26 protein-coding genes are annotated in these 26,836 nt (G+C 60.9%); 12 read left to right on the top strand and 14 right to left on the bottom strand.

Annotated features, from left to right (window positions below):
- Positions 1-12 precede the first annotated feature (12 nt).
- The 3 genes from LMG28727_RS21265 to LMG28727_RS21255 are packed head-to-tail and all read right to left on the bottom strand — an operon-like array spanning position 13 to position 4,275.
- The gene (locus tag LMG28727_RS21265; RefSeq protein ID WP_236592171.1) at positions 13-1,527 is read right to left on the bottom strand and encodes an efflux transporter outer membrane subunit; all 1,515 of its coding nucleotides are present in this window, start codon (positions 1,525-1,527) and stop codon (positions 13-15) included.
- The gene (locus LMG28727_RS21260; protein ID WP_236592169.1) at positions 1,527-3,140 is read right to left on the bottom strand and encodes an MDR family MFS transporter; all 1,614 of its coding nucleotides are present in this window, start codon (positions 3,138-3,140) and stop codon (positions 1,527-1,529) included. Before LMG28727_RS21260 ends, LMG28727_RS21265 begins: the two co-directional genes overlap by 1 nt.
- Complete coding sequence (locus LMG28727_RS21255; protein WP_236592167.1) at positions 3,133-4,275, bottom strand: HlyD family secretion protein; 1,143 nt, start codon at positions 4,273-4,275, stop codon at positions 3,133-3,135. Before LMG28727_RS21255 ends, LMG28727_RS21260 begins: the two co-directional genes overlap by 8 nt.
- Positions 4,276-4,407: 132 nt before the next feature.
- Between LMG28727_RS21255 and LMG28727_RS21250 the strand changes: the two genes are divergently transcribed.
- Positions 4,408-5,160, top strand: a complete 753-nt coding sequence (locus LMG28727_RS21250; RefSeq protein ID WP_201644278.1) for a CerR family C-terminal domain-containing protein — start codon at positions 4,408-4,410, stop codon at positions 5,158-5,160.
- A gap of 68 nt (positions 5,161-5,228) precedes the next feature.
- Here the strand turns inward: LMG28727_RS21250 and LMG28727_RS21245 are convergent, their stop codons facing one another.
- Positions 5,229-6,128, bottom strand: coding sequence for a LysR family transcriptional regulator (locus LMG28727_RS21245; RefSeq protein WP_201644277.1), 900 nt, complete (start codon positions 6,126-6,128; stop codon positions 5,229-5,231).
- 116 nt (positions 6,129-6,244) lie between these two features.
- On the opposite strand from LMG28727_RS21245, the gene LMG28727_RS21240 reads away from it, so the two are divergent.
- The gene (locus tag LMG28727_RS21240; protein ID WP_201644276.1) at positions 6,245-7,084 is read left to right on the top strand and encodes an SDR family oxidoreductase; all 840 of its coding nucleotides are present in this window, start codon (positions 6,245-6,247) and stop codon (positions 7,082-7,084) included.
- A gap of 159 nt (positions 7,085-7,243) precedes the next feature.
- Here LMG28727_RS21240 and LMG28727_RS21235 read toward each other — a convergent pair whose 3' ends face one another.
- The gene (locus tag LMG28727_RS21235) at positions 7,244-8,173 is read right to left on the bottom strand and encodes a LysR family transcriptional regulator (RefSeq protein WP_201644275.1); all 930 of its coding nucleotides are present in this window, start codon (positions 8,171-8,173) and stop codon (positions 7,244-7,246) included.
- A 122-nt stretch (positions 8,174-8,295) separates the two neighbouring features.
- Between LMG28727_RS21235 and LMG28727_RS21230 the strand changes: the two genes are divergently transcribed.
- Complete coding sequence (locus LMG28727_RS21230) at positions 8,296-9,021, top strand: SDR family oxidoreductase (protein ID WP_201644274.1); 726 nt, start codon at positions 8,296-8,298, stop codon at positions 9,019-9,021.
- A 315-nt stretch (positions 9,022-9,336) separates the two neighbouring features.
- Here LMG28727_RS21230 and LMG28727_RS21225 read toward each other — a convergent pair whose 3' ends face one another.
- From LMG28727_RS21225 to LMG28727_RS21210, 4 genes are all read right to left on the bottom strand, one after another.
- Positions 9,337-9,729 (bottom strand): hypothetical protein, encoded by a 393-nt coding sequence (locus LMG28727_RS21225; protein WP_201644273.1) that lies wholly within the window; start codon positions 9,727-9,729, stop codon positions 9,337-9,339.
- 544 nt (positions 9,730-10,273) lie between these two features.
- On the bottom strand, positions 10,274-10,648 hold the full coding sequence (locus LMG28727_RS21220) for a hypothetical protein (RefSeq protein WP_201644272.1): 375 nt from the start codon (positions 10,646-10,648) through the stop codon (positions 10,274-10,276).
- Between the two features lie 123 nt (positions 10,649-10,771).
- Positions 10,772-11,791, bottom strand: a complete 1,020-nt coding sequence (locus LMG28727_RS21215) for a D-cysteine desulfhydrase family protein (protein WP_201644271.1) — start codon at positions 11,789-11,791, stop codon at positions 10,772-10,774.
- Between the two features lie 219 nt (positions 11,792-12,010).
- Entirely contained in the window at positions 12,011-13,441 is a 1,431-nt protein-coding gene (locus LMG28727_RS21210; RefSeq protein WP_201644270.1) for an MFS transporter, read from the bottom strand.
- A gap of 260 nt (positions 13,442-13,701) precedes the next feature.
- Here LMG28727_RS21210 and LMG28727_RS21205 point away from each other — a divergent pair, with 260 nt between their 5' ends.
- Entirely contained in the window at positions 13,702-15,120 is a 1,419-nt protein-coding gene (locus LMG28727_RS21205) for an inorganic phosphate transporter (RefSeq protein ID WP_201644269.1), read from the top strand.
- A gap of 226 nt (positions 15,121-15,346) precedes the next feature.
- Here LMG28727_RS21205 and LMG28727_RS21200 read toward each other — a convergent pair whose 3' ends face one another.
- Together LMG28727_RS21200 and LMG28727_RS21195 are read right to left on the bottom strand one after the other, a co-directional pair.
- A complete protein-coding gene (locus LMG28727_RS21200; protein WP_236592165.1) occupies positions 15,347-16,669 on the bottom strand; it encodes an MFS transporter in 1,323 nt (440 codons plus the stop codon).
- 592 nt (positions 16,670-17,261) lie between these two features.
- A complete protein-coding gene (locus LMG28727_RS21195) occupies positions 17,262-18,176 on the bottom strand; it encodes an AraC family transcriptional regulator (protein WP_201644268.1) in 915 nt (304 codons plus the stop codon).
- A gap of 101 nt (positions 18,177-18,277) precedes the next feature.
- On the opposite strand from LMG28727_RS21195, the gene LMG28727_RS21190 reads away from it, so the two are divergent.
- Entirely contained in the window at positions 18,278-19,027 is a 750-nt protein-coding gene (locus LMG28727_RS21190) for an SDR family oxidoreductase (RefSeq protein ID WP_201644267.1), read from the top strand.
- 62 nt (positions 19,028-19,089) lie between these two features.
- Complete coding sequence (locus LMG28727_RS21185; RefSeq protein ID WP_201644266.1) at positions 19,090-19,848, top strand: SDR family oxidoreductase; 759 nt, start codon at positions 19,090-19,092, stop codon at positions 19,846-19,848.
- A 158-nt stretch (positions 19,849-20,006) separates the two neighbouring features.
- Here LMG28727_RS21185 and LMG28727_RS21180 read toward each other — a convergent pair whose 3' ends face one another.
- Positions 20,007-20,273, bottom strand: a complete 267-nt coding sequence (locus LMG28727_RS21180) for a hypothetical protein (protein ID WP_201644265.1) — start codon at positions 20,271-20,273, stop codon at positions 20,007-20,009.
- Positions 20,274-20,633: 360 nt separating this feature from the next.
- Here LMG28727_RS21180 and LMG28727_RS34560 point away from each other — a divergent pair, with 360 nt between their 5' ends.
- The 3 genes from LMG28727_RS34560 to LMG28727_RS21165 all read left to right on the top strand — a co-directional run bounded on the left by LMG28727_RS34560 (position 20,634) and on the right by LMG28727_RS21165 (position 21,629).
- Positions 20,634-20,759, top strand: coding sequence for a hypothetical protein (locus LMG28727_RS34560; RefSeq protein WP_268960518.1), 126 nt, complete (start codon positions 20,634-20,636; stop codon positions 20,757-20,759).
- Between the two features lie 56 nt (positions 20,760-20,815).
- Positions 20,816-21,274 (top strand): SRPBCC family protein, encoded by a 459-nt coding sequence (locus LMG28727_RS21170; RefSeq protein ID WP_201644264.1) that lies wholly within the window; start codon positions 20,816-20,818, stop codon positions 21,272-21,274.
- 196 nt (positions 21,275-21,470) lie between these two features.
- Entirely contained in the window at positions 21,471-21,629 is a 159-nt protein-coding gene (locus tag LMG28727_RS21165) for a hypothetical protein (protein WP_201644263.1), read from the top strand.
- Positions 21,630-21,727: 98 nt separating this feature from the next.
- On the opposite strand, the gene LMG28727_RS21160 is transcribed toward LMG28727_RS21165, so the two are convergent.
- Together LMG28727_RS21160 and LMG28727_RS21155 are read right to left on the bottom strand one after the other, a co-directional pair.
- Positions 21,728-22,402, bottom strand: a complete 675-nt coding sequence (locus tag LMG28727_RS21160) for a hypothetical protein (RefSeq protein WP_201644461.1) — start codon at positions 22,400-22,402, stop codon at positions 21,728-21,730.
- Positions 22,399-23,805, bottom strand: coding sequence for a selenium-binding protein SBP56-related protein (locus tag LMG28727_RS21155; protein WP_201644262.1), 1,407 nt, complete (start codon positions 23,803-23,805; stop codon positions 22,399-22,401). Before LMG28727_RS21155 ends, LMG28727_RS21160 begins: the two co-directional genes overlap by 4 nt.
- A gap of 313 nt (positions 23,806-24,118) precedes the next feature.
- Here LMG28727_RS21155 and tauA point away from each other — a divergent pair, with 313 nt between their 5' ends.
- From tauA to LMG28727_RS21140, 3 genes are read left to right on the top strand one after another with little or no spacing between them, the layout of a single operon-like run.
- Positions 24,119-25,144, top strand: coding sequence for a taurine ABC transporter substrate-binding protein (gene tauA, locus LMG28727_RS21150; protein WP_201644261.1), 1,026 nt, complete (start codon positions 24,119-24,121; stop codon positions 25,142-25,144).
- On the top strand, positions 25,141-25,935 hold the full coding sequence (locus LMG28727_RS21145) for a taurine ABC transporter ATP-binding protein (RefSeq protein ID WP_201644260.1): 795 nt from the start codon (positions 25,141-25,143) through the stop codon (positions 25,933-25,935). Before tauA ends, LMG28727_RS21145 begins: the two co-directional genes overlap by 4 nt.
- Positions 25,932-26,786 carry an ABC transporter permease subunit gene (locus LMG28727_RS21140; RefSeq protein WP_201644259.1) on the top strand — a complete coding sequence of 285 codons (855 nt, stop codon included), beginning with the start codon at positions 25,932-25,934 and terminating at the stop codon, positions 26,784-26,786. Before LMG28727_RS21145 ends, LMG28727_RS21140 begins: the two co-directional genes overlap by 4 nt.
- The last annotated feature ends 50 nt before the right edge of the window (positions 26,787-26,836 follow it).

Here is a 26,836-nt window from a genome sequence, read left to right as displayed (position 1 = left end):
GAGCGATGCGCGTTAGCCCTGCTGCGCCTGCCAACCCATGCCGAGGCTCTTCTGCAGCGACACAAAGTCTTTCAGCAACTCGGCCCGCCCGGCGACAACGTTCTGTTGCGCGGTGAATTCTTCGCGCTGCGTGTCGAGCAGATCGATCAGCGTCGATACGCCAGCGGAATAACGTTGCCGCATCAACGTAGCCGAATGCGTCGCGGACGCCTCCACCTTCTGCAACGTGACGACGTGCTCCCGCTGATGCCCATAACGCGACAGCGATGAATTCGCGTCCTGAAGCGCGCCAAGCACGGTCTTCGTATAACGGGCTTCCGCTTCATCGCGCGAAGCTTCAGCCGCGTGCACGCTGCCCAGCGTGCGGCCGAAATCGAACGCGTTCCATTGCAGATACGGCGCGCCAATCCAGCTGAAATTGTTCTTGCGGATCAGATGCCCAGGATCGCTTGCACTGAAGCTGATATCGCCCAGCAGCGTCACCTTCGGGAAAAAGTCGGCCACGTGCTCGCCGATCTGCGCATTGCTCGATGCAAGCCGCCGCTCCGCTGCGCGAATGTCGGGGCGCTGCTGCAACATCGCCGACGGATCGCCCACTGCCACCGTCGCGGGCATCGCCGGTAACGGCCGCGTGCCGGCGAGTTGTTCGTCCAGCGCGCCAGGCTCGCGGCCGGTCAGCACGGCGAGGCGGTCGAGCGAATCGGTGACTTGCGCGTCGAGCGGAATCAGCGTGGCGCGCGTGTTCTGAACCTGTGTGTTCAGGCGCTCGACATCGACGTCCGCTGCGGTGCCGCGCTCGCGGCGTTGCTGCGTGAGCGTCAACATTTTCTGTTCGGTCTCGGCCTGACGCTGCGCGAGTTCGAGCCGGGTCTGCTGATCGCGCAGGTCGATGTAGGTCTGTGCGACCTCGGCCGCGAGCGATACCTGGGTGTCCGCGAGATCGGCGTCGACGGCTTCCGCATCGGCTGAAGCCGCTTCGATTGCGCGCCGCGTACCGCCGAACAGATCGATTTCCCATGACGCGTCGAAACCTGCGGTGTAAAGCTGCAACGGCCCTCTTCCCGACGATGCGGCGCTGCTGCCCGACGAACCCGACGAGCTTGACGAACTGCCTGAACTCAGCGAACTCAGATCCGGCTCGCGCATACGAATGGCGGCGGCATCGCCGGATATTTTTGGCAAAGCGTCAGCGCGTTGCGTCTGCAACTGTGAACGCGATTCGCGCAAACGCGCCTGGGCGATATGGACATCAGGACTGTTTGCCAACGCAGCGGCGATCAGATCGTTCAACTGCGCGTCGTTGAATGCCAGCCACCACTGCTTCGGCGCGGGTGTAGCGTTGGTGCCGGAGGCCGGCGTGCGCACAAACGTTGCGCTGCTGTGCGCGTCCCGCGCAACCTGCGGTGCACCGTGATAATCAGGACCGACCGTGCAGCCCGACAACACGGTCAGGCCAGACAGAAGCGCCGCAGCGGCCAGAGCAATACACGAAGGACGGTTGAACATCATGTTGAGATGAGAAGGCATTAGTGTCCGGCAGACGAAGGCGGCGGCGCATTGCGGCGCGGTGTTTTCAGAAGCAGCGCAAGCGGAATGCACGCGAGCAGCGCAATGCCGAGCAGATAGAAGGTTTCCGAATAGGTCATCACGATGGCCTGAACCTGGATTTGCGCGCCGAGTTGACCAAGTGCGTGCAGATGCGAGTACGCCATGTCGCCGGTCTGCGCGAACCAGTTCGCTGCGTTCGCGGCGATGCTGTCCTGACCGATCGTCGAATTCGCGCTGACCGATTCGCGGATCATCGCGGTATGGAACGTGGTGCGCCGGTCGATCACGGTGCCGATGATCGCGAGGCCAATCGAGCCGCCGAGGTTCCGCGCCATGTTGTAGAGACCGGCGGCGTCGCCGGAATCTTCACGCGACACTGCCGCCATCGACGCCTGATTCAGCGGCATCATCGCGAGCATCTGCGCGGTGCCGCGTATCAGTTGCGACCAGACGAAATCGTGTCCGACGCTCTGCGCGGTCAGGCTGATATCGATCATGCAACTGATCGCGTACAGCACCAGCCCGGTAATCACCAGAATACGGAAATCGACTTTGCCCAGCAGCCTTGGCAGCACCGGCATGATCATGAAAGCAGGCAAGCCGGACAGCAGCATGATCGCGCCGGACTGTTCCGCGTTGTAACCCGCGACCACGCCGAGAAACTGCGGCACCAGATACGACACGCCATAGAGCGCCGCGCCGACTGCCGACACAATCACGATCACGCTTGCGTAATTCGGGTTGCGCATCAGGCTCAGACGCAGGATCGGCTTCTTCGCGGTCATCTGCGACGCGGCGATCAGGCACATGCCGAACAGCGACAGGCAGGTGAGCCCGACGATCATCGGCGATTCGAACCAGCGTTCGCGCTGGCCTTCTTCGAGCACCACGGTCAGCGAGCTAAGGCCGATCGCGAGGCCGGCGATGCCGAGCCAGTCCGCCTTCAGAAACGCCTCCCAGTGCGGCTTATCCGACGGCAGGCCGACGATCAGCAGCGTCATCAGCGCGAGACAGATGGGCAGATTCATGAAGAAGCACCAGCTCCAGCTGATGTTCTCCGCGAGCCAGCCCCCCACGACCGGACCAAGCAGCGGCCCGAGCAGCACGATCAGGCCGAACATGGTCATTCCGACTGGCAACTGCGACATGGGCAGCCGGGTACGGATGATGGTCTGTGCGGTCGGAATCAGCGCGCCGCCGGTGAAGCCCTGGCCGATCCGGCCGGCGATCATCATGGGCAACGTGTGCGACCAGCCGCACATCATCGAGAACGCGATGAACAGCGCGGAATTGGTCAACAGGAAATTACGCAGGCCGAAGACGCGCGTGAGCCACGCGGCGAGCGGAATCATCACGATTTCCGACATCAGATAGCCGGTCGAAATCCACGTGCCTTCGGTGCCGGTGGCGCCGATTTCACCCTGGATCTGCGGCAGAGCCGAATTCGTGATCGAGATATCGAGCGTTGCCATCAACGCGCCGAGCGCGCCCGCGGCGACGGCGATCCAGTCGCTGACACTGGCCCGCTCTTCAGCGTGGGGCACGGCAGGTGCGTTGGGCGCGGCAGGTGCCACGGCGGTTGAATCAGCCACGATGATTCTCGGCGTCGATACGCGCGTCGCGGTCACGCGCGGAACGCGTGTCGACATCCACGGTCACCGACAGCCCCGGCAACAGCACGCTACGCGTTTCCGCCCCCGTGTCGATGCGAATTCGCACGGGCACACGTTGCACGATCTTCGTGAAGTTGCCGGTTGCATTCTCCGGCGGCAGCAGCGCGAACTGCGAGCCCGTGCCCGGCGAGAAACTGTCGATCACGCCATGCAGCGTATGACCGGGCAACGCATCGACATGCATCTCCACCGGCTGACCCACGCGCATGTTGCCCACCTGGGTTTCCTTGAAATTGGCGAGCAGATAGGTGTTCTGCACCGGCACGACCGTCAGCATCCGCGTGCCGGGTTGCACATACTGACCGACCCGCACGCTGCGATCGCCGACCTTGCCGCCGAGCGCGCTTCGCACCACGGTGTTGTCCAGATCGAGTTGCGATTGCTGCGCGCTGGCCTGCGCTGCTTCGAGTTGTGCGCGAGCTTGCGCAAGCTGGGCGGTGGCCGAGCCGATCTGCGAGCGTGCGGCTTCGACAGCAGCGGCGTTCGCCGCGAGCGTGGCCTTCGCCTGATCGCGCGTGCTGGTCAATTCGGCCATCTTTTCACTGCTTTCCGCGCCGGTCGCGATGAGCGGAGCGTAGCGCTGCACTTCGTCGCTCGCATGCTGCGCGCTCACGCGCGCCACCTGCTGCTGCGCCTGAGTCTGCGCGATATTCGATTGCTGCTGCTTGATGTCGGCTTCGGCTCGCGCGATGTCGGCTTTGCGCGCATCGATCGTGGCGAGCGCCTGGTCGAGTGCGACCTGATACTGACGGGCGTCGAGATGCACGAGAGGATCGCCCGGCTTAACAATCTGATTGTCTGCGACGTAAACTTCGGTGATGTAGCCCGAGACTTTGGGTGCGACTGTGACGCTGTCGGCTTGCAGATACGCGTCGTCGGTGCTTTCGATAAAACGCCCCACTGTCCACCAGCGCGCGAGCCAGACCGCGCCGACGATCAGCGCGACGACTCCGAGCACGATCAGCACCGTGCGCCGGGTGGGACGCCGCGTGCCGGATGCAGGTGCATCTGCGGCGGGGATCGGGCGGGAGGGTGAGCCTGCGGTGGTTGACATCTCAATGGTCCAATTATTTCCAGGTGGCACAATTATTCCAGTCGGAAAAATTGTGTCAAGTGATATATTTCTGACGGTTCCTTTCCGGGTGCGCGTCATTCGGAGGTCTTTGAGAGAAAGGCGGAGAAAAGTATGAACACCGCAAAGAAGCTGCGCCGCGCGCCCGAGGGCGGCTATGCACGTGGTGATGAAACGCGGCACCGGATCATCGAGGCGGCGGTCGAGCTATTCGGTGAACATGGTTTCGACGGCGCGTCGACGCGCGATATCGCGACCCGCGCCGGCGTCAATGCGCCCGCGCTGCAGTATTACTTTGAGAACAAGGAAGGCCTGTATCGGGCATGTGTCGAAACGCTCGCCGACGACACCATGAAGACCGTCGGCCCGACAATCGACCGCGCGCATCAGGTGCTCAGCGCCAACGCCGACACCGCGACGTTGATCGATGCGTTTATCGGCATTCAGGAAGTGATCGCAGACCGCGCGTTCGAGAAAGTGAACCGGCCTGGCCAGCGGCTATTCTTCGCACGCGAGCAGGCCGGGTATGAGCCGGAAAGCGCGACGCAAATTCTCACGAACAAGATCCGCCAGCCGCTCAACGATGCGAGCGCGGCACTCGTCGCGCGAATTTCCGGGCGTGCCGCCGACGATCCCGTCACGCTGATCCGTACGTTCAGCCTGCATGGACAACTGGTGGTTTTTCACGTCGCGCATCGCTCGACGCTGTCGATGCTCGGCTGGAAAAACATCGATGCGAAGAATGCCGAGCAACTCAAATCGACTGTACGCGAACAGACACGCACGCTGCTTGAGCACTGGAGCCGCGAGCGCGACGAAGCGGCCGCGCAGACCACTGCTGATAAGGAAAAGTCGCGCAAGCGGTAGCGCCTAAGGCACGAATGGCATGATTGCTGCCGTTATTTCATTGCATATGCCGAGTACCTCGACCTCACTCAAAGCTCGCGCCCAATCTCTTTCAGCACGTCGATGAATGCCCGCAATCCCGCGGGCACATGGCGATGCCCCGGATAGTACAGATAGAGCCCAGGAATAAACGGGCACCAGTCGTCTAGCACAGTCACGAGGCGGCCATCGTCCAACCTGTCGCGAGCCGTCGACTCAGGCACGTAGGCAAGGCCCAGCCCATCGGCCGCTGCTTCGGCCATCAGCCCGTTGTGATCCAGCGTGAGTGCGCCCGGAACATCGATCGTCACTTCCTGCCCGTGCTTGCTGAACTCCCAACGGTAGCGCTTGCCGCTCGGTAGCCGTTGACGAATGCAGATGTGATCGCGCAGGTCGTCGGGCGCGACAGGCGGCGTTCGTCCCGCGAGATACGACGGCGCCGCCACGACGACAAAGCGCAGATCATCGCTAATTCGCACCGCAATCATGTCACGCGGAATCGACTCGCCGAGCCGCACGCCGGCATCGAAGCCCTGCTCGACGATGTCGACCAGTCGCCCCTCGGAAACGAGGTCGAGCGCCATACCCGGAAAACGCGTCAGAAAGCGCGGCACCGCAGCCCGCAATAACAGACGCGCCGCGCTCTCGTTGGCATTGATCCGCAGCGTGCCGCTTGGGTTGCCGCGTGCATCGGCGACCGCGTCCAACGCTTCGTCGAGGTCGCGAAGCACGGGCGCAAGCCGCGTGAGCAACGCTTCGCCCGCTTCGGTCGGCGCTACGCTGCGCGTCGTACGGTTGAGCAGGCGCACACCCAGATCGCGCTCCAGGGCAAGCATCGCGTGACTCAACGACGAACGGGAGACGCCGAGCGAATCGGCGGCGCGGCGAAAACTGCGATGCGCCGCGACGGCGGAAAACGCAGTGAGATCGGCAAGTGTCGGCTTGGTCATTGGTGAAGAATTTTCACGAGGTCATGCCAACTATAGCGGCTTCCCGAACCAATGACGTGGTTCTAGACTTTGAATCAGGCAACTCTTTTCCATCAGACTGACGAGAGAAATCCATCATGATGAAAACCTGGTTTATTACTGGCACGTCGTCGGGCCTCGGTCGTGTGCTCGCGGAGCAACTGCTGCAACGTGGCGACCGCGTTGTCGCCACGTTACGACGGGACGGCCCACTCGACGAACTGAAGAAGCAGCACGGCAACCGTTTGCGCGTCGTAACGCTCGATGTCACGGACACTCGCGCCATACGCACCTGCGTCGCCGACGCATTCGACGCGATGGGCCGAATCGACGTAATCGTGAACAACGCGGGGTATGGTTTATTCGGTGCGGCCGAGGAGCTAACCGATGCGCAGATAGACCGGCAGATCGCCACCAATCTCACCGGCTCGATCCAGGTGATCCGCGCGGCGCTGCCCTTGCTGCGGCGCCAGGGCGGCGGCCGGATCGTTCAGGTCTCCTCCGAAGGCGGACAGATTGCGTATCCGAACTTCAGCCTTTATCACGCGACCAAATGGGGCATTGAAGGCTTCGTCGAGTCTGTGGCAAAAGAGGTCGCGCCGTTCGGCATCGACTTTGTGATCGTGGAACCAGGGCCGACGAGTACGCAGTTCGGCGCCGGCCTCGATCATGCTGCGTCCATGCCGGAGTATGACGACACGCCGGCGGGTGAGGTCAGGCGCGCGGTTGCCTCAAATAGCTTTGCGATTCGCGGAGATGCGGGCAAGACAGTGGCGGCAATGATCGTCGCGGCGGACTCAACTCATCCGCCATTACGCTTGACGCTCGGGGGCGGCGCTTACGGGTCGATTAGCGCAGCACTGGCCGAACGCCTGAAAACGCTGCAGGCGCAGAAGGAGATTGCGTTTTCGGCGGATTATGCGGACTCTGCCGATTAGATAAGGCACAAAATGGAACGGCTTGAACGTCTTGCCCGGTTGATCGTGTAGAGCACCGCGCGGTGTTCTCTTGAACCGGGCCAGAACCATCTGATTTTTAACGCAGGGTTCAAGCGGATGTTAACCGCCGCAATCCTGCGAGCTATTTAGCCACGTCCATCAGGCGCCGCCCTCAAACGCGCCCGCAAACTCTTCTGCCAGCCACGCAAGCCCCGGGTCCTGGTCGCGGGATGCCGCCCACATTAGCGAAACCTCGTAGCCCGGCACATCGAACGGCAGCGGACTCATCGCCAGGTCCAGTGCATCGCGCCAAACACGACCGATGAAGTCCGGCACCGTGGCAATCGCCGGCGTGCGCCGCACGATGAAAGGACTCGTGGCGAAATTCGCGCTGGAGAACACCACATTGCGCTTGAGCCCCTGCATTTCCAGCCGTTCGTCGACAAAGCCGTGCAAGCCGGCGCTAAACGACGTCAGCACGTGCCGATAACGCAGAAACTCCTCCATCGACAGACGCTTGCGCCGCGTTTTGACAAGGCGCGGGTTGTAGACGCTCACGAAGCGCCACTGAAATAACGACCGACGCCGATGCCACTGCACGCATTCAGGGAACACGCCGACTGCGAGTTCAATCTCGCCCTCGTCGAGCATCGCCGCCGCGCGCGTCGAATCGGTCGGACGCACGATCAGCTTCACGCCAGGGGCGCTGAGTGTCAGGCGGTCCATGATTTCCGGTGTCATCAGAACCTCCAGCGAATCGCTCAAGCCCACGCGGAACACGCGCTGCGCGCTCGCCGGATCGAATACGGACGGCTGTGTCAGTACCTGATGCAGCGACTGGAGGAAGGGCTCGATTTGTCGCGCCAGTTCGAGCGCACGTGAAGTCGGCACGATGCCGCGAGACGTGCGTACGAACAGTTCGTCGCCGAACGCCTCGCGCAACCGTTTGAGCGCGCCGCTCACCGCCGGCTGGCCGAGGAACAGGCGTTGCGCGGCGCGCGTGACGCTGCGCTCTTCCAGCAGCGCACGAAAGGTCAGAAGCAGATTCAGGTCGAAACGCCTGAAATCATTTTCAATGATGTTGCTCATCGCAATGAACGATTTGAATGATAGATGCCAGAGTCGCATTCTATCCCCAAGGAGAGCGCTACAACGTGCGATGTGATGGCCCGTCGGACAGCGCCCCTCTCTTTCATCGACAGGAGAACGGCATGGATTGGCAATCGCAGAAAGTCATTGTGTTGGGTGGTTCGTCGGGCCTGGGGCTCGCGACAGTGTCGCGGCTATTCGCGGCTGGCGCCGATGTCGTCGCGGTCGGGCGCGACCAGGACAAACTCGACAAAGCGCTAGCCGGCCTCGACGGGCGTGGCAGCGTGGTCGGCGAAGCGCTCGACTGCACCGACCGGGCCGCGCTCGACCGATTCTTTGGCCGCACAGGCCCCATCGACCATCTGGTGCTGACGCTCTCGGGCGGCGAAGGCGCTGGCCGGTTTGGCGAACTCGATCTGGCTGCGTTGCGCCGTGGCTTCGAGGCCAAGTTCTGGCCGCAGCTCGAAGCGGCGCAAGCCGGCCTGCCGGCGCTGCGCCGCGACGGCAGTCTGACATTCGTCACCGCCATTTCCGCGCGCATTGCCAATCCTGGCACGGCCGGGCTGGGCGCGATCAATGGCGCGCTCGAAAGTATGATCGGCACCTTCGCGCGCGAACTGGCGCCGCTGCGCGTCAATGCGGTGTCGCCCGGCGTGATCGATACCGCCTGGTGGGACAGATTCCCCGCTGATGTCAGAGCAGATCTGTTCCGTCAGCAGGCTGAGACCTTGCCGGTGGGACGCGTCGGCCACGCAGACGATATCGCTCACGCGCTGCTGTTTCTGATGGAGAACACGTTCATGACAGGAGCCGTGATCGAATGCGACGGGGGGTTGCGGTTGCTCTGATCGCGGTTGGCGAAGCCCGCGTGAGTGATGGTTGCTACTCGCGGACCGCTGTCTGACGGTAACAGACAGCGGTCGATCTGCTGTAGCCTTTCCGATGAACAACAGATTTTCGACGCCACCACAGGCTTTATTTTGCGCAAAGCCGAGTGGCGCGAAGACAGTTTGTTTCGACTTATCGACTCAATGAGCGCGCCGCCCGGATACCCCGCTCCAGACCGGCTCACTCTGCAGCCACCGCCCAACCCTCGCGGCCCACTATGTGGATGGACAGGCTTGACGTCGATTGGCGACGATGGCGGCTGACTAGCTGATCAATTAATTAAAGATGCCCGTCTTTTGCGAAACGGCGGATTCGCTCATCGAATAGCGCTTAACGACATTATGCGAATCGAACAGTACGACGAGCTCTTTCTTTTGACCGCTGGCGCTGGTGCCGAACAGGTTGACGACCGGAATAAAATTGACCGCATCGCTGTGCAGCTTGGTCAACTCGTAATGCCAGATTTCGAGACCGCCGTCCGTAAACTCCGTCTTCATCGGCGAGCCAAACATCGTCCGTACGTCGTCTTTCGTCGTTTTGCCCTCAGCGATCTTGGTCGAAACAGTGGCTTCGGTTTCGGAGCGCAAGGAGTCGTTACCCGTTCCCGCACAACCCGCCAACGTGGCGAAGCTAACTGCGACGATAGCGGCAAGAGCGATTTTTTTCATGGTCCCTCGAAAGTTAGTGATTTATAAGCACAATGGATACTGGCCGCTGTCGAAAAGCGGTCCCTTCCATTAACGGTTGCAGAATGAATACCTTTAGGGTCATCGTTCGCCGCTAAAGAAGGAAGCAATCCATCAGTGTCTTTTCTTTTCGAGGAGAGGATTACAACGCGTTTCCCCGGTCGAAGATCACCTTATGTGATCCGGTCGGAGAACGATTGCTGTCTCACTCTAACCAATTGTTTTCGATGACCGCACGGGGAGGTGAGCCGAAGACCGTCACCGGCTGAACGCGGTCGAGGAATGAACGTCTCTAATCGTTGAGCGTTGGACTACGCATAACAACGCCAGTCGCGTATTCGAAGAAGGCTGCCTTCACTATGAAGTACTGCCTGAACCAGGCATCTGTGACGGCGCGGCGTCACATCGCGGGCGAGCGGCGCGGCGCAGCGAAGGCGCCGCGCCGCCAAGCCATTTGAGCAAGACAATGTGTAGACGCCTGCAGAACCCATGGCCGGTCCGTAGGTCCAGTTCGTGAGAGCGACTTCTACCCTAGTCGATCCATCGCAACGGACTTTGCGTGCTCTATCGCCTCCTGGGGGTTAGAGAACGTACCGAGCTGATCCCAACGCTCCTCGACCGCGTACGTCCCCTTTGTGCGCAAAGCGCGTTGTATTAGCAACTGCGCGGCGTACTGGCCGTCTTCCAGAGGTCGAGCCGTCGCAATGACTTTGTGCGGCAAAGTCGGACTCTCTGGTTGCGTCAACTCGACCGGACCACCCGGAACGCCGATGTCCTTCAACTCATTGCGTGCTTTGCAGTCCGGGCAGTAGAAGCACCACCCTTGTTCTTCGTGAATGGTCTTGAGTTGCCCGCGGGCAAGAACGGCACGGCATTCAACGTTTTCGCAGACGAACGGCATAGCAGTCTCCGTGGTGGTTTGCAAAAATCCTAGCACGATCACAAGCGGTCAGCTATTGGCATTGTCGCGGTGCGTGGGGTCAATTTAAAAGCAACCACCCCACCCTTGTTGCGGCGCCAGAAATTAGAACTCGCTTCGATAAGCAAAGAGGCCTGGCAGACCACCCGTCATGACAAACAGAATATTGTGCCCCGCCCGATAGTTGCCCGAACGGACGCTTTCCAGAAGACCCGCGAACGCCTTCCCGCCATACACAGGATCAATCAGCAGGCCCTCCGTCGACGCGAGCAGGCGAACGGCCGCGCGCATAGCGTCGGTCGGGATTCCATAGCCCTGCCCAAGTTGAGATTCATCAATTGAAATTGCGCTACTGTCGACGCGTAGATTCGGATCGATGAGTTGGGCTGTCTGATTTGCCTTATCAAGCGTGATAGAGCGAGCCTGCCCAGCCGGCCCATACACGGCGAACCCGGCGACAAGCGACGGCTCCAGGCCTGACGAGACCAAGCCGGCAACCAGCCCGCCCTGCATTCCGCCGCTGCCGTTGGGCACTACGATGCGATCGAAGGAAACACCCATCGCCTTCGATTGAGCGATGATTTCCACCGCACAATCTGCATATCCCAGACAACCCACAGGACTTGAGCCACCGAGCGGACATACATAGACATTCCGCCCCTGGGTACGCAGCTCGACCGCACGATCTTCAGCGAATTGCAGTGCGTTCGCCGAGCCCGGCAAATCATGCACGTGCGCATCGAACAAACCATCAAGCAGAATGTTTCCGTTGTCGACATAGTCGGCGTCGAAACGAGGCACCGCTCTCGTCAGAACCAGTTCGCATTTGAGACCAACACGCGCGGCCGCTGCGGCCGTCAGCCGCGCGTGGTTCGACTGCCTGGCGCCGACGGTGATGATCGTGTCCGCGCCGCCGGCCAATGCTTCGCCGATCAGAAACTCAAGCTTTCGCAACTTGTTACCGCCCCCACCCAGCCCGTTCAGATCATCTCGCTTGACGAAAACGTTCACGCCGCGGAGTCCGGCACTCAAGCGAGGAAGATGCTGGATCGGAGTGGGCCCTTCGAGAAGTACCCGACGCGGAAACCTGGAAAAATCGAGCTTGGGTGATGGTTCGATAGTCATTGGCGTGAGAGATGGGATGGATTCGGCAGCGAGAAGGTTCGCTGTCGTGGTCTTACCAACTCCAATGATATCGAAAGTGGCACAGGTGCCTGAATGCGGACGTTCGACGAGAGGTTGTGCGTGCGCTCGCTGCCTGAAGTCGCCGGCAGCAACGCTCGCAGGTATTCAAAAATTCATAACGCATCGCGCGGGTACGCCGATAACGAATCATGCCGATCACTACGTCCCTCTTCGCCGATGCCCACTCACATGATTGCCCGCATCGGGTGACAACGAAAATACATCGGCGATGGCAATCACGCTAAACAACGTCACAATCAGAAATGCAATGCTGAAATCGGAAGGCGTCAATGACTGGCCATCGTGACCGTGCCACCACGCGGCGATCCGCAATGCAATCGCGCCGGCGGCGACACCCATCCCCATTGTCATCTGGCTCACCGTACTCGATAACGTCGACGCACCGCTCATCTGCGGCTTGGGGACGTCGGAGAAACCGAGGGTGTTGATCGCGGTGAATTGCAGCGACCGCGCGACCCCGCTGATGAACAATGCAAACAGAATCCAGCCGGAAGCCGTCGACGGTCTCAGCAGACTCATGCTCGCCAGCGTCAGCGCCGCAAAAGCACCGTTGAATACGAGCACTGTTCTAAAGCCGTATCGACGAAGGATTTGCGTCGTGACGAGTTTTGTCGACAGATTGCCCGCAAATACCGCAAGCGTCAGCAGGCCCGACTGAAACGGATTCATGCCAAAGCCCACCTGAAACATCAACGGCAACAGGAACGGCACTGCGCCAATCGAGATCCTGAACAGCGACCCGCCGCAGATCGACACCAAGAATGTCTTGATCCGGAACGCCGACAAATCGATCATGGGATGCGCGCTGCGTTGCAGATGGAACCACGCCGCCACGCAGGCCGCGAGACCGATCGCCAGAAACACGAGCGACGTATGCCACGACGTGCCGGCGCGGCCAATCGCTTCCATCGCGTACATGACGCAAGTGCCCGCGACACCGGTCAGCACGAACCCCAACACATCGAACGGACGACAGTCCACGTCGCGCTCCGTGCTGATGAACCGCCACGCCAGCACGATTCCCGCCAGTCCGAGCGGCACGTTCAGATAGAAAATCCAGCGCCATGACGAGTAAGTCGTGATGAATCCGCCCAGCGGAGGTCCGAGCACAGGCGCGATCAATCCGGGCCACGTAATGATCGAAATCGCGCGCATCAACTCTTCTTTAGGCGTGGCGCGCAATACGGCGAGCCGCCCGACCGGCACCATCATTGCGCCGCCGATGCCCTGCAAAATCCGCGCACCGGTAAATTCGACGAGATTGTCGGTCATCCCGCAGAGCATCGACGCGCCCGTGAAAATCGCCAGCGCCGTGGCGAACACCGTGCGGACACCGACGCGATCGGCAATCCATCCGCTGATCGGAATAAATACGGCGAGCGTCAACAGATACGACGTGATGCCGATACTCAACTCCACCGGCCTGATGTGGAACGACTGCGCCATCTGCGGCAAGGCGGTCGCGATGATCGAGCCGTCGAGGTTCTCCATGAATAAGGCGGCCGCGACCAGCGACGTGATTAGCGCGGAACTTCGTTGGCGTTCGGTGGCGGATGACGAAACCGACATCGGCAAATACTCCTGAATTGCGGGCTGAACTGGCAAAAAAAATGAAGCATGAACCGGCCACGACAGCGACCCGATCCAGCACGCAAGCGTGGGCGCCCCCGTTGTTGAACAGACGCGCCGCGTCGTTCGCCGCAATTTTAAGGCTAACCCCACGTGTAATAAAAACTTCACGGAAGCAATTTACGATCGACTGTTCGCATTCACGGAGCAGTATCGGCCGACATCCGCGAGGTTTCCCCTTCACCCCTAAGGGAGCGCGAATGCTCGTTCACTTCACCCCGTCCTCGGGCATCGTCGTCGGCATGCTGGTGGTGTGCCTTGTCATGGTGCTCGTATTCGAAGCGACAAACGGCTTTCATGACACGTCGAACGCCGTCGCAACCGTTATCTACACGCAATCGCTCAAGCCCGTGCAGGCGGTCATCTGGTCGGGCCTTCTGAATTTTATCGGTGTGATGGTAGGCGGCATTGCCGTCGCCTATGCGCTGGTCGAGATCCTTCCTCCCGATGTGCTGACGCCACCCGACGGCGCGCCTGCCGTTCCCATGCTGGTGTCGATATTCGCGGCGGCGTTGTTCTGGAACATCCTCACGTGGGCATTCGGCATTCCCAATAGCAGTTCTCATTGCATCATCGGCGCATTGATCGGCGTCGCCGTTGCCGATGCGCTTCTGAAATCGCGCAGTGTGGTTCAAGGCGTGGACTGGAAGCAGATCATCACGGTTCTCGAAGGACTCGCGCTATCGCCCGTACTCGGCTTTCTGCTAGCGGGGGGTCTCTATGGTCTGCTGAGACTCATCGTGCGTCGTGGACACCTGTTCGAACCGCCCAAAGAAGGACAACCGCCTGTCTGGTGGCTGCGGGGTCTGCTGATTCTCACGTGCACATCGGTCAGTTTTTCTCACGGCACCAATGACGGCCAGAAAAGTATTGGTCTGATCATGCTGACAATCATCGGGCTTTTGCCGGCAGCCTACGCGCTCAATCCAGATGCGACTGCTCAACTGACGCAATTGAGCGCGCATGCCACCGCAGCGATTCCGCTGATCGAGAAGTATGGCGATGACGTCAAGCCTCACGCGTTGCAGGCCGCGAAAATGCTGCGCGACGCGCAGCCGTCGCTGCAAAAGCAGGCTTCGGAATTGCAGTCAACGGACCCGCCTGCAGACGGCGAGCGTGCAACACGTGCACAAATGCGCGGTGCGATTTACGAGGTCGTGTCGCAGATGAAGCATGTCGGCGAGGTCAAATCGGCTACCACGATTGACAAGAAAGAGGCCGCCGATCTTCTCAAACAGATGAGCTTGCCGGTTCAATATGCACCGCTCTGGGTCCGCATGTTGAGTGCGTTCTGTCTGGGGATCGGCACGATGGTCGGCTATAAACGCGTCGTCCGCACGCTTGGGGAGCGGATCGGTAAACAACACATGACACCGGGCCAGGGTGCGAGCGCGGAGTTGATCGGCTCCGTGCTAATCGGCACAGCAGGATTCACCGGGCTGCCGGTGAGCACCACGCACATCATCACGTCTGGGATTGCCGGGACCATGGCGGTCGGTGGACAGGGTCTGCAGCGCGGCATGATGGTCCGCATTGTGCTCACCTGGCTGGTGACGCTGCCGGTCACGATCGGCCTTTCCGCTGGACTGTTTTACGTACTGGCGAATCCGCGCTTTTAATGGCGGCGTTCTGACTCTGCGCAACCTGCCGAAGTTGTGAGGAACAGGTGCAAGCAGTAGCCTGCTTTGCCGCGCTTCGGGCTGGACAAACTCAGTATTATTCGCGGAAAGGGCGCGGTCATTCGTGCGCAGCAAAGCTCACGAATGACCGATTCCAGCGACGTTAATAACCAATGCACTCTCGAACCAGCGTCGCGGCTATTGTCGATCAATCGACCTGCATCAATCAGCCTCTCGCCACCTCGACGTCTTCCAAGATCGGCTTGCGGGCCATGAACCAGTAGAACGGCGCCGCACATGCCGCAATAATCCCGCCCGAAATGAATGCGAGTGCATACGAGCCCGTATGGTCGACAATGAAGCCCGCAACAAGAGGTGAAAACGCACCGCCGAAATAGCCGCCAAAGTTCTGAATTGCACTCACGGATGCCACCATCGATGTAGGCGCGATATCTGCCGCAAGCGCCCATGCCGAGCCGATCATCGCTGCAAGAAACGCGAGACCAATAGTGAACAAAACGAGTGTCGCGTTTAACGAATCGACAAACGGTAATGCGACTGCACAAATACCGGCACCGGTCGCACAGCACGCAATCAATAAGCGCTTCGCGCCGATCGCCGATGCGAGATGACGATCGACCAGCTTCTTGGCCAGATAGCCGACTGCGATTTCACCCAATGCGCCACCCACCCACGGAATACCCGCGACGGCGCCGAGTTGAGCAAACGAGATATGAAAGCGGTCGAGCAGATACAGCGGCAAAAACACCAGGAAAATATTCCAGAGCCAGATCGTGCAGAAGTACCCCAGAATCATGCCCCACACGCTGCGGCGAACGAAAAGCCAGCGCCACTTGAGTAAAGACGTCGCCAGCGAGCGCTCATGACCTCCGCCTCCCGCTTCGATGTAGTCGAGTTCATCTTTCGATAATCGCTGGCTGTCGCGTGGATTGCGATACAGCATCAGGAATAGCAGCGCGAATGCAATGCCGAATGCGCCCGTCACGTGAAAGAGCGAGCGCCAGCCAAATGCAATCATCAGCGCGACGAGTAACGCGGGAGCAAGCGCCGGTCCCCATTTCGACGACGAGTCCCAGATGCCTGTTGCGAAGCCACGCTCTTTCGCAGGAAACCACGCCGCGGTTATTTTTGCGGCCGTCGGCCAGCACGGCGCTTCACCGACGGCGAGCAATGCACGCATTGCCACCAGCGCAGCGATCGATCCCACCACGCCCGTCAACCAGGTTGCGATGCTCCACCAGATCATGCCGATCGCGTACGCACGCTTCGCGCCGAATCGATCGATCAGCCATCCGGCGGGCAATTGCATCATCGCGTAAGTCCATGCGAATACACTGCCCAGCAGGCCAATCTGCGTGCGGGTCAAACCAAGTTCCTGAATCATTCCGGGCGCGGCAATCGACAGGCTTGCACGGTCCAGATAATTGATGATGCCACCGACCATCAGCCAGATCAGCACATGCCAGCGGTAACTCATGCGAGTGGTTTGACTCGCGGTGGGCGATACGGGAATGGTGGGCTTGTCCAACTCGTGTCTCCGTCCAGATGGCCGTGTTGGCCATTCATCGTTGTTGTTTGCGTGTCGCCGGGTGATGTACGAATCGAAGTACTTTTACTTCGATCGCGATTAATCACCCATGGACGCGCAAGCACCAATACTACTCCATGGACATCCTGAAGCGGGAGGCACTTCTGCTGGCCGAGGTCGCGTGGACTGGTATTTCCAGAATCGAAAGATCACCGCCTTTGTTCAAACAATAGAGGACGATGCGTCTGGAACACACAACGGGTCACTGGTTGTGTTGTCATCCTTCAAACTCGCACGTCGGTGACGGCCGTTCGCAAGTTCAACAACATGAGCTAACGTCTACCCAATTCGTGGGTAGGCGTCCTTTTCCGCATGGCAATGGGATTTGGACTTTCGCGCTTTTTCTCGTGAGCATTTGGAATAGATTGCGTGCTGCCAATCGCGGCCGTTCGAGGTTCAGCACATGAATGCCGATAGCATAAGTCATCGACCTGCAGTCATGGGTTCAAGGCCCCCGCACCATCGCGCAAGCCTCTCGTCCACTCAGGCAAACGTCGTTAGTGAGTTGCATCGAGGCAGGCGCGCATCGGCGTTAGCCATCAGCGTGCAACTGTTCCTCGCGCGCATATTGCGTCGGTGGCCGGCCAACGTGTCGCGTGAAGGCGACGCTGAAGGTGCTGGCAGAGCTGTAGCCGACGCGCTGCGCAATCTCGGCGACACGGCCTCCGTTGCGGCGCAGGAGATCCTTCGCGAGTGCCATGCGCCAGGCGAGCAGATATTCCATCGGCGCGACGCCGACCGCACGGTTGAAGCGCTCGAAAAAGGTCGAACGCGACAGCGCCGCTTCCTTGGCGAGTTCAGCAACTGTCCACGCGCGCGTCGGATTTTCGTGCATTCCGCGGATCGCGATCGCAAGGCGGTCATCGGACAGTCCGCGCACCAGCCCCGGCGACGCATTCGTTCCCGCCATGGACCGCAGCGCCTCGATGAGCAGCACTTCCAGTAGTCGCGCGAGTACGACCTCGCGCGCGGGCCGCTGCTCGCGTGATTCCTCTCGTACCAGCTCCACGAGCGTGGCCAGCCGCTGTTCGCCGCGCACATGCACGATTTGCGGCAGTAGCGAGACCAGCAGGGATGCATCCGGCGAGCCGAAGCTGCAATGGCCGGCCAACATGCGCGCGTCGACCGGACTGTCCAGCGCGCCGATTCTGTATTCGCCGTTGCCCAGCGCGATGGGGTCCGACGTTGTGACGCCCGGCGCAGGCGGCTCGAGACTGCACATCGCGACGCCGTAGGCCGCAGGAATCAGCACGAAATCGCCCGACAGGAGCTCAATGGGTTCATATCCGTCGATCGCGATGCGGCACCCGCCTTCGAGGACCGCGCAATAGAACGGCTGACCGGCTTCCGAGCGATTGATGCTCCATGGGCTCGCGCCCTGGACGATTTTGGAAAGCCGGGCAGCCGGCTGCAGCAGCGTGACGACTTCAGCCAGCGGATCGATCATCGCCGGACTCCTGCAAATGAAATTCGGATCTTTGATTGTAGCAAGTACGGTTCCGGCGATCTATCGTATGGGCACACATCCACCACTCCACAGGAGTTTCCATGAAAACCGTGCTGATCACCGGCTGCTCTTCCGGATTCGGCCTCGAGATTGCGCGCTTCTTCCTGGCCCGTGACTGGCAGGTCATCGCCACGATGCGAACCCCGCGCGCCGACGTGCTGCCGCCTTCGGAGCGCCTGCGCGTGCTGGCGCTCGACGTCACGAATCCCGAAAGTATTCGCGAGGCCGTCGAGACGGCAGGCCCAATCGACGTGCTCGTGAACAACGCGGGCTTCGGCGCGGGATCCCCGGCTGAACTCGTCCCGCTCGCGACGGTGCGCGAACTTTTCGAGACCAACACCTTCGGCACGATTGCATTGACGCAAGCGGTGTTGCCGCAGTTTCGGCAGCGCAAGGCCGGCGTTGTCGTGAACGTCACGTCGAGCGTGACGCTCAAGGCACTGCCGCTGCTTGCCGCGTACCGTGCGAGCAAGGCGGCGGTGAACGCATTCACCGAATCGATGGCGCTGGAACTCCAGCAGTTCGGCGTGCGGGCACACCTGGTGCTGCCGGGCCGTGCGCCCGACACCCGCTTCGGCGAGAACGCGCGCGAGCACATATACGGCTTCGACCACGAGGCCTATGCCGATCTCGCCAGGCACGTCATCGCGCAACTTGGGGATACGTCTTCCCCGATTACCCACGCACAGGACGTCGCCGAAGCCGTGTGGCGCGCGGCAACCGATCGATCATCGCCGATGCACATCCCGGCTGGCGCCGATGCCGAAGCATGGGCAGCCGAGGTTCGCTGATTGACTGCCGCGGCCCTGAATGTCAGGGCCGCGCTACACCGCAATACAACAAGGAGATTGCCATGCAGGACAAACCCGTCGCCCTGGTCACTGGGGCTAATCAGGGAATCGGTCTTCAGATTGCCAGGGATCTCGCGGCCCGCGGCCTCACCGTGCTGGTCGGGTCGCGCAATCTCGAGCGCGGCGAGGCTGCGGCCACGGAGATTGGGCCGGACGCACACGCGCTTGAACTCGACGTGACGAATCAGGCTTCGATCACAGCGGCGGCGGAGCGCGTGCGCAACGAGTTTGGCCGCCTCGATCTGCTCATCAACAACGCGGCGATCTCGAATACGAACAGGCGGCCTGGCCAGTCCGTCGAGGAGTACGGGAAGACGACCCGCCCGAGCAACGTGTCGCTCGATGAAATGCGCGCGGTGTGGGACACCAACGTGTTTGGCGTCCTCGCCATTTATCAGGCGATGCTGCCACTCCTGCGCAAGGCGCCGGCAGCCCGAATCGTCAATGTGTCGAGCGGGGTTGGGTCGCTGACGAGCAACTCAGACCCGGCCTTCGCCTACCGTGCGATCTTCGGTCCTGTCTACCCGGCGTCCAAAACGGCGCTCAACGCTTTGACGGTTGCCATGGCAATCGAGCTCGAACCGGAAGGTATCAAGGTCAACGCCGTCTCTCCTGGCTTTACCAGCACAAACCTCAACGGCTACGCGGGGACAGAGACTGTCGAGGAAGGCGCTCGCGAGGCGGTGCGTGTCGCGCTGTCAGGTCCGGACAGCCCCACAGGAACGTTCACGCGCTGGGAAAATGAAACGATCCCGTGGTGACGTAGTCTTGGGCGCGAGATCAATTTGATGAGATGACCGGCTGTTGTACTTCGGGAAGCGGCCGTTGTTGTTGTTTGCGCAAGATCGAATGGCCGCTATTTCCGCCGCTGGCTTCATCGCGTCACGTGCGGATTCAACGCCGCCCCAACGTTGCCGCATTACCGGCGCTCTTTCGCTCGACCGTTTTTACTCTGGAATACGCGTGGTACCTGGTGACGCAGCACCTGTCGTGCGTCGAGCAGTGACGGTGCTTTCGCGCTGCCGCCTACCGGACACGCGGTGTAGGTGGATGTCTGTTCGCGGTCTGCCTCGTCGATGCGGGCATCCCACCACATGAACGTCTGAATCGGCGCGCTGTTTGATGGCGCGTCGGGCTCACCGCACCGAAGCTTTTCCTCTCCTACCACCAGACCACGCCAGCTCATGAACAACGGGTTCTCGAGCGCGAAGCGTCTTACCAAAGATCGACATACGCTCCGGCGGACTGAGTGACCACTATGCGCTCCTGCGGTCGTCTACCTATCGGACGGTGGCGCTCCGTGGACTGACCAGAAAAGCCGCGAGCCATCATTAATCAGAACGCCGCGAAACGGCTCTAGCCGCGCACATCAAAAACTTGACTCGGCCCGTCGAGCGCCCTATAGTTTGCTATATGGTGAAGTATAAAGTCAGTCACCGTGATCGTACGTTTTTCGCTCTCGCGGGCTCCACGCGGCGGCTCGCCCTCGCACGACTCGCGCGTGAAACTGATCTGTCTGTAGCGGAAGTCTCGTCCGCCAGCGGTCATGAAGCGTCTCGACGTGTTCGTGGATACCGGTCTGAGCCCGCGCACGAAGAGCGGCCGAACCGTATCGGTCGAACGTGTCGCCGCTCCGATGGACGAGGCGTTGGCGTGGCTGTCGCACTACTAGCGTTTCTGATCCGCGAGTCTCGACCGGCTTGCCAATTTAGTCGAAGGGGAAGATGAATGAGTGAGGAGAAGCCCAGCTTGACGATCGTGCGGCACCTGAAGGCACCGCCGGCACGAGTCTATGCGGCATGGACGCGTCCTGAATTGATGGCGCGTTGGTGGGGGCCCGACGCCGGGCCGGTGTTGAGCGCCGAAGCCGATCCGCGGGTAGGCGGCGGGTTCCGCGTGCTGTTCCAGACATTGGATGGCGAAACCCACGACTGCCGCGGCGAATACCGACAGGTCGAGGTAGATCGCAAGCTCGTCTTCACATGGGAGTGGGTCACGTTGCCGGAGCGGCGCTCCCTCGTGACGATCCAGTTGCGGCCGGTCGACGCGGGTACCGAGATGACGTTCACTCACGCGCAATTTATCGATGAAGCCGCGCGTGACGGTCATCGCGAAGGTTGGAACGGAGCGTTCGACAAGCTGGGCCGTTTCATCGCCGAACTGGAAAACACGGATGTTGGCGATTGAATAAGCCATTCGCAACACACGCTCTGTGGTGTTTATTTGGGTACATCCACGTGAGCGTTCTTCTACGAAAAATAGTTAGATATACGAATTTCGTAAAGGCTAGACAGACATCTAATCGACGCGTCTTTTCGGCGGTCTCGCCTCGTCAATTCTGAGGGGAAGCGCTGTCAAACGCGGTAATCAATCGGGAGTCGATATGAGTTTCATTCTTGCACTGCTGGAAAAGATCAGCGACCTCTTTGCGTCGCCCCATCTGCCGATGGATTCGGACTACTCGTTCGAGGCGCGTACCCGCGAATCGAAGCGCATTCGTAAAGCACTTGCGACGTTGTTTGGTATCGAGCAGAGCGATTAAAACCCGTTGAGCTGGCCTACGCGCAGCCTCCCCGCATTGTCGCCGTCGGACGAGAAATAGGCAGCCGGCGGAAAGCGGGCTCACATCTCGCAGGCCGCTCAGCTGCTGCTCAACGTCGCGCTCAAAAGCGAGAGCATGCCGATCATAATCAGGCTCAACGCCCAGACCCGATCCAGATTGAACCAGCTTCGCGACACGAACTTAAGCCCGAGATAGCGATACACCAGCCACGCCAGAAGTCCACCGCCAGCCATCATCGCGGCGCCATGAACGGCGGACACCAGCAACGCCATCCCCAAGTTGTCCGCGATCAGCACCTGGGCGGCCCGATGCGCGTGATCCATGCCGTACGACCGGCAGAGCCCAAGATAGATCGGGACCAGCATCAGCCCGGCACCGTGGGCAATCGCAATGGCGAACGACCAGAGCGCGAGGCGGGTCGGCGGGATTCGCGCCAGCATACGAGGATGGCGCCGCCAGATCAGCAGGCCGACGCCAAAGCCGATGACCAGCACGCTCGCGCCGCCCTGTATCACACGTTGCCAGTCGAGCAGGATGGCGAGCAACGCGAATGGCAACATCACCGAGAACATCGCGAGCACGTGCCCGGCGGCGAGATAGGCAAGCGCGGAAAACAACGCCCGCGTACGTCGTTGGAATAACCCGTTCGAAACGGCAAGCGGCCATCCCATCGCCGGGTTGATCCCGTGATAGACACCGCTTGCGAGAATAGCCAGCCAGAGGCCCGTGCGCGACCAGTCGCCGACGATCAAACGCCCACCGACGGATAGCAAAACGAATCGGTCGAGCAATCCCCGCCTTCCAGCCGCATCTGGTGCGCACGGTAGCCATCGGGAAAGGTCACCCAGTAATCGTCAGCCAGCTTGAGACCGCCGCCGGGTTCGGCGTACGCCATCACCTGCGCAGCAGGCACACCTTCCGGATAGAACTGGTTGTCCCACGTCGAATAGAGCGAGTTGGTCCAGTACACCCGCTTGCCATCGCGACTGATCTCGACCATCTGCGGGCCCCCCGCGAAGGTTTTGCCGTTCGGATGAGGCGTGCGCCGCGCGGTTCCGCCGATATGAACCGAGCCGGTCAGCTTCGGCTTGCGCGGGTCCGTCACGTCGTATTGACGCATTTCGCCGGTGCCCCAGCACGCGACATACAGGAATTTGTCGTCGAGAGAGAGATCGATATCCGTGACAAGCGGCGGTACCGCGCCGAATCCCTGAAGCAGCGGCGGAAGCTGTTCGGCGGCCGCGGGTTCGGGCGGAATGGTCGCGGTCTTCTCGATATGAAACTGGCCGTCTTCGCGCCACCAGGTCCAGATCGATCCCTCCAGATTCGTTGTATCGACCACCACGCCGACGAATCCGTACTCGCGGCTCGGATCGTGCGCGGGCCGCACTTCGAGCGCCATCTGATGATTGGCGCCGAGATCGAGTGTCTGCACGTTGCGTCTTGCGCGCAGATCCCAGAAGTGGAGACGGTGGCCGTATTTGTTCGAGAGCAGGTCTTCGGGCACGACGCCGTTCTCGAACTGCGGCGGCAGCGCCCATTCGCTCGACACCATATAGTCGCGTGGCAGATTCCACCAGAAATCGTAGTGCTTCTCCTGCGAACCCCGGTCTATTTCCCATCGACCGAGTACATCGAATGTCTCGCAGTCCATGATGAAGATTCCCGGCGGCCCATCTGTGCCATCGGGCCCTCCACCACCTAACGTGCTGATGTAAATCCCCTCCGGTCCGCAATGCACCGTATGCGGACGCGAGTAGCCCGTTTTGCGAAAGATCTCCTCGGGTTCGATGATCTTGTGAATTCGCGCCTGCGTCGGATGAGGCTTGGTATCCACAATATAGATGCGCGACGAGCGCATCCCCGGAATGATCAGATAGCGGCGTTCGAGAAACGCGTGACCCGTGAGCGGCGACAGTGCCGACGAGCACGCATTCCAGCCGAAATGATGGAATTCGTCGCCCTTGTTCGGCACCGGCACCGTGTGGACCACCTGGCTATAAGTCGGCGAACCAGGCTTCACATCGACGACGGCGAGTGCGTCGGGCTGCGAGAAATCCGGACTCAGCAATAACGTGTACGCGTAGTCTTCCGCGGGCGCATCCATCGCGAGCCGGGGAGAGGCGTGGAAAGTGGGATCGGGGCGCATACCCATGGCTGGGCACTCCTTTGTCTATCTGGCTTTGGCTTGGCCGCAAAGACGCGGCGGTAGTGAGTCGTTAATTAACGTTCTGGATACCGCTCGTCTGGCTGCTAGATTTGTAGTCCACGCGCACGGGGAGATCAACCGAAAGTTGGCCGGCGCGGCTGGGCGTCTTCCTTTCGTCGTATCTTCACTCCCTCCCGAAACGCCAGCGCCGTCGTTCGCGAAGAACGTGATTTGCAATGCATGAATGGTTAGAACTGGCGGCGTGGCGATTGCTTATAGTTGAACGCCTAACCAAATCTCACCAGGATCGGGATCTTTGATGAAACCATTGCTTTCTTCGCTGCGCAATGCCGCCGCCAGTATCGCCCTTTTTGCCGTGGCCGCGGGCGTTGCGCACGCCGCCGAGCCACGCGAAGTCGTGATCGGCTATCAGGACATGGTCGTGCCGTGGCGATACGCACAGGTCAGCGGCGCAGTCGAAAAAGCGACAGGCTACAAAGTGACCTACCGCAAGCTCGCGAGCGGCGCGGACGTGATACGCGCATTGGCATCGGGCTCGATCCAGCTCGGCGAGGCGGGTTCCAGCCCGATCGCAGCGGGGCTTTCGCAAGGCGTGGATATTTCGCTGTTCTGGATTCTCGACAATATCAACGACGCGGAGGCGCTGGTGGCGCGAGACGGCTCCGGCGTGACGAAGCTCACCGACCTCAAGGGCCACAAGATCGGCCTGCCGTTTGTGTCGACCTCGCATTTTCATGCACTTGTCGCGCTGCAAGATGCCGGCGTGGATCCCTCAACGGTCAAGATTCTGAACCTGCGTCCGCCTGAAGTCGCGGCAGCGTGGGAACGCGGCGATATCGACGCAACCTATATCTGGGACCCGGTGCTCGCGAAGGTAAAGAAGAACGGCAAGGTACTGATTACGTCAGGGGAAGTGGCGCGCGAATCGGGCAAAGCGACCTTCGACGGCTTCGCGGTGAATCGCAAGTTCGCGCAGGATAACGACGCGTTCCTCGTCGGCCTCGTCAAGGTGCTGGCCGACACCGACGCGCAGTATCGTGATCACAAAACCGCGTGGACGGCGGGGTCGAAAGAGGTCGAGGGCGTAGCGAAGGAATCGGGTGCGAACGCCGCCGACGTCCCCGCCAGCCTCGCGCTCTACGCATTCCCGACGCTGACGGATCAGGCATCGCCCACGTGGCTCGGCGGCGGAGCGCAAAGCGGCGCGGCGAAGTCTCTCGCGGCGACAGCCGCGTTCCTCAAGACGCAGGGCACGATTCAGAACGTGCTGCCTGACTACTCGGCTGGCGTCGATCCCCGCTTCGTGCAGCAAGCGGCCAAATGAGCGCATTGGAGATACGCGGCCTGGGCGTCACCTACGAAGGTGCGTCGACGGCTGCGCTCGAAGGCGTCGACTTGCAGATCGAGAGCGGCGAATTCGTCGTCGCGCTCGGCGCATCGGGATGCGGCAAGACAACGCTGCTCAACTGTCTTGCCGGGTTTATCGACCCAACATCGGGGTTCGCCAAACTGAACAGCGAGCCGATTGACGGACCCGGTGCGGAGCGAGGCGTCGTGTTCCAGAAGTACGCGCTGATGCCCTGGCTCAATGTGCTCGATAACGTTGCGCTCGGCTTGCGCTTTCAGGGCGTCGACCGGAAACGCCGACACGAGATCGCGCGCGAAACGCTAGCGTTGGTCGGCCTCGACAAACACGCCGATGCGCGCGTCTACGCGCTTTCTGGCGGCATGCAGCAGCGCGTGGGCATTGCTCGCGCGCTCGCGAGCGATCCACAGGTTCTGCTGATGGACGAACCGATGGGCGCACTCGACGCGCTCACACGCGAAACGATGCAGGAACTCGTGCTCGACGTTTGGGGCCGTACTCGCAAGACCATTTTCTTCATCACTCATAGTGTGGAAGAAGCGCTCTTTCTCGCTACCCGGCTGGTCCTGATGACACCGGGTCCAGGTCGAATCGCCGAGAGTCACGAATTGCCCTTCGCGCGCCAGTTTCTCGCTTCGCGCGATGCGCGCGCAGTGAAATCGTCACCCGAATTCATTCAGTGGCGCGAGCGTCTGGTGCGACGCCTGCACGGCGAGCCAGACGTTGCGCGCGAGGCGGCTTTGTCATGAGTAGCGTCGATTCGTTACCTTCGTCGGCCACGACCGTCAAACGTGTGGCACCGCGCCGCAAACCCCGGCGCGGGCTGCCTGGCGAAGGGCCGACGGTGGCGCTAAGCGTCGTGTCGGTCGCCGCCATTGCCGCGCTCTGGTGGACCGCAACCTTCTTTCATTGGGTCCCGCCACTCTTTCTGCCGTCGCCACAAGCGGTGTGGTCTGCTTTCGTCGATGCATGGAACGGCCGCATCCAGGGCGGCCTGCCGCTCTCAGAACACTTGATGTGGAGTGCCATCCGCGTATTCGGCGCGTTTGCTTTAGCGAGTCTGACCGCGGTCCCGATCGGCATCCTGATGGGCGTGAGCCGGATTGCACGCGGTCTGCTTGATCCGCCGCTCGAATTCTATCGACCGTTGCCGCCGCTCGCGTATTTGCCGCTGGTCGTCATCTGGTTCGGTATCGATGAAACAGCGAAGCTGATCGTGATTTATCTCGCGTGCTTTGCGCCAATCGCGATGGCTGCGCGCGCGGGAGCACGCAGTGCCACGGCGGAACAGGTCAATGCCGCCTATTCGCTCGGCGCCAGCTTCGTTCAGGTCGTTCGGCATGTCGTGTTGCCGGCGGCGCTGCCCGAAATTCTGACGGGCCTGCGGATTGCGATTGGCTTTGGCTGGACCACGTTGGTCGCCGCCGAGATGGTCGCGGCGACAGCAGGACTGGGACAGATGGTGCTCAACGCGTCCAGTTTTCTGCGCACTGACGTGGTGGTGATGGGGATTGTGCTGATCGGCCTGATTGCATGGACGTTCGACCTCGGCATGCGTGCGCTGGAGCGGCGACTCGTTCCGTGGCGTGGCAAGTCGTAACGCTCGTTGTATACCGGCGGCGACTGCGGTCAATGAAAACCGCCGCAGCC

The sequence above is a fragment of the Paraburkholderia metrosideri genome (assembly GCF_904848625.1).
GTDB classification, from domain to species: Bacteria; Pseudomonadota; Gammaproteobacteria; order Burkholderiales; family Burkholderiaceae; genus Paraburkholderia; species Paraburkholderia metrosideri.
Note: the sequence above shows the minus strand (reverse complement) of the source record. Positions and strands in the feature narration are given on the sequence as shown.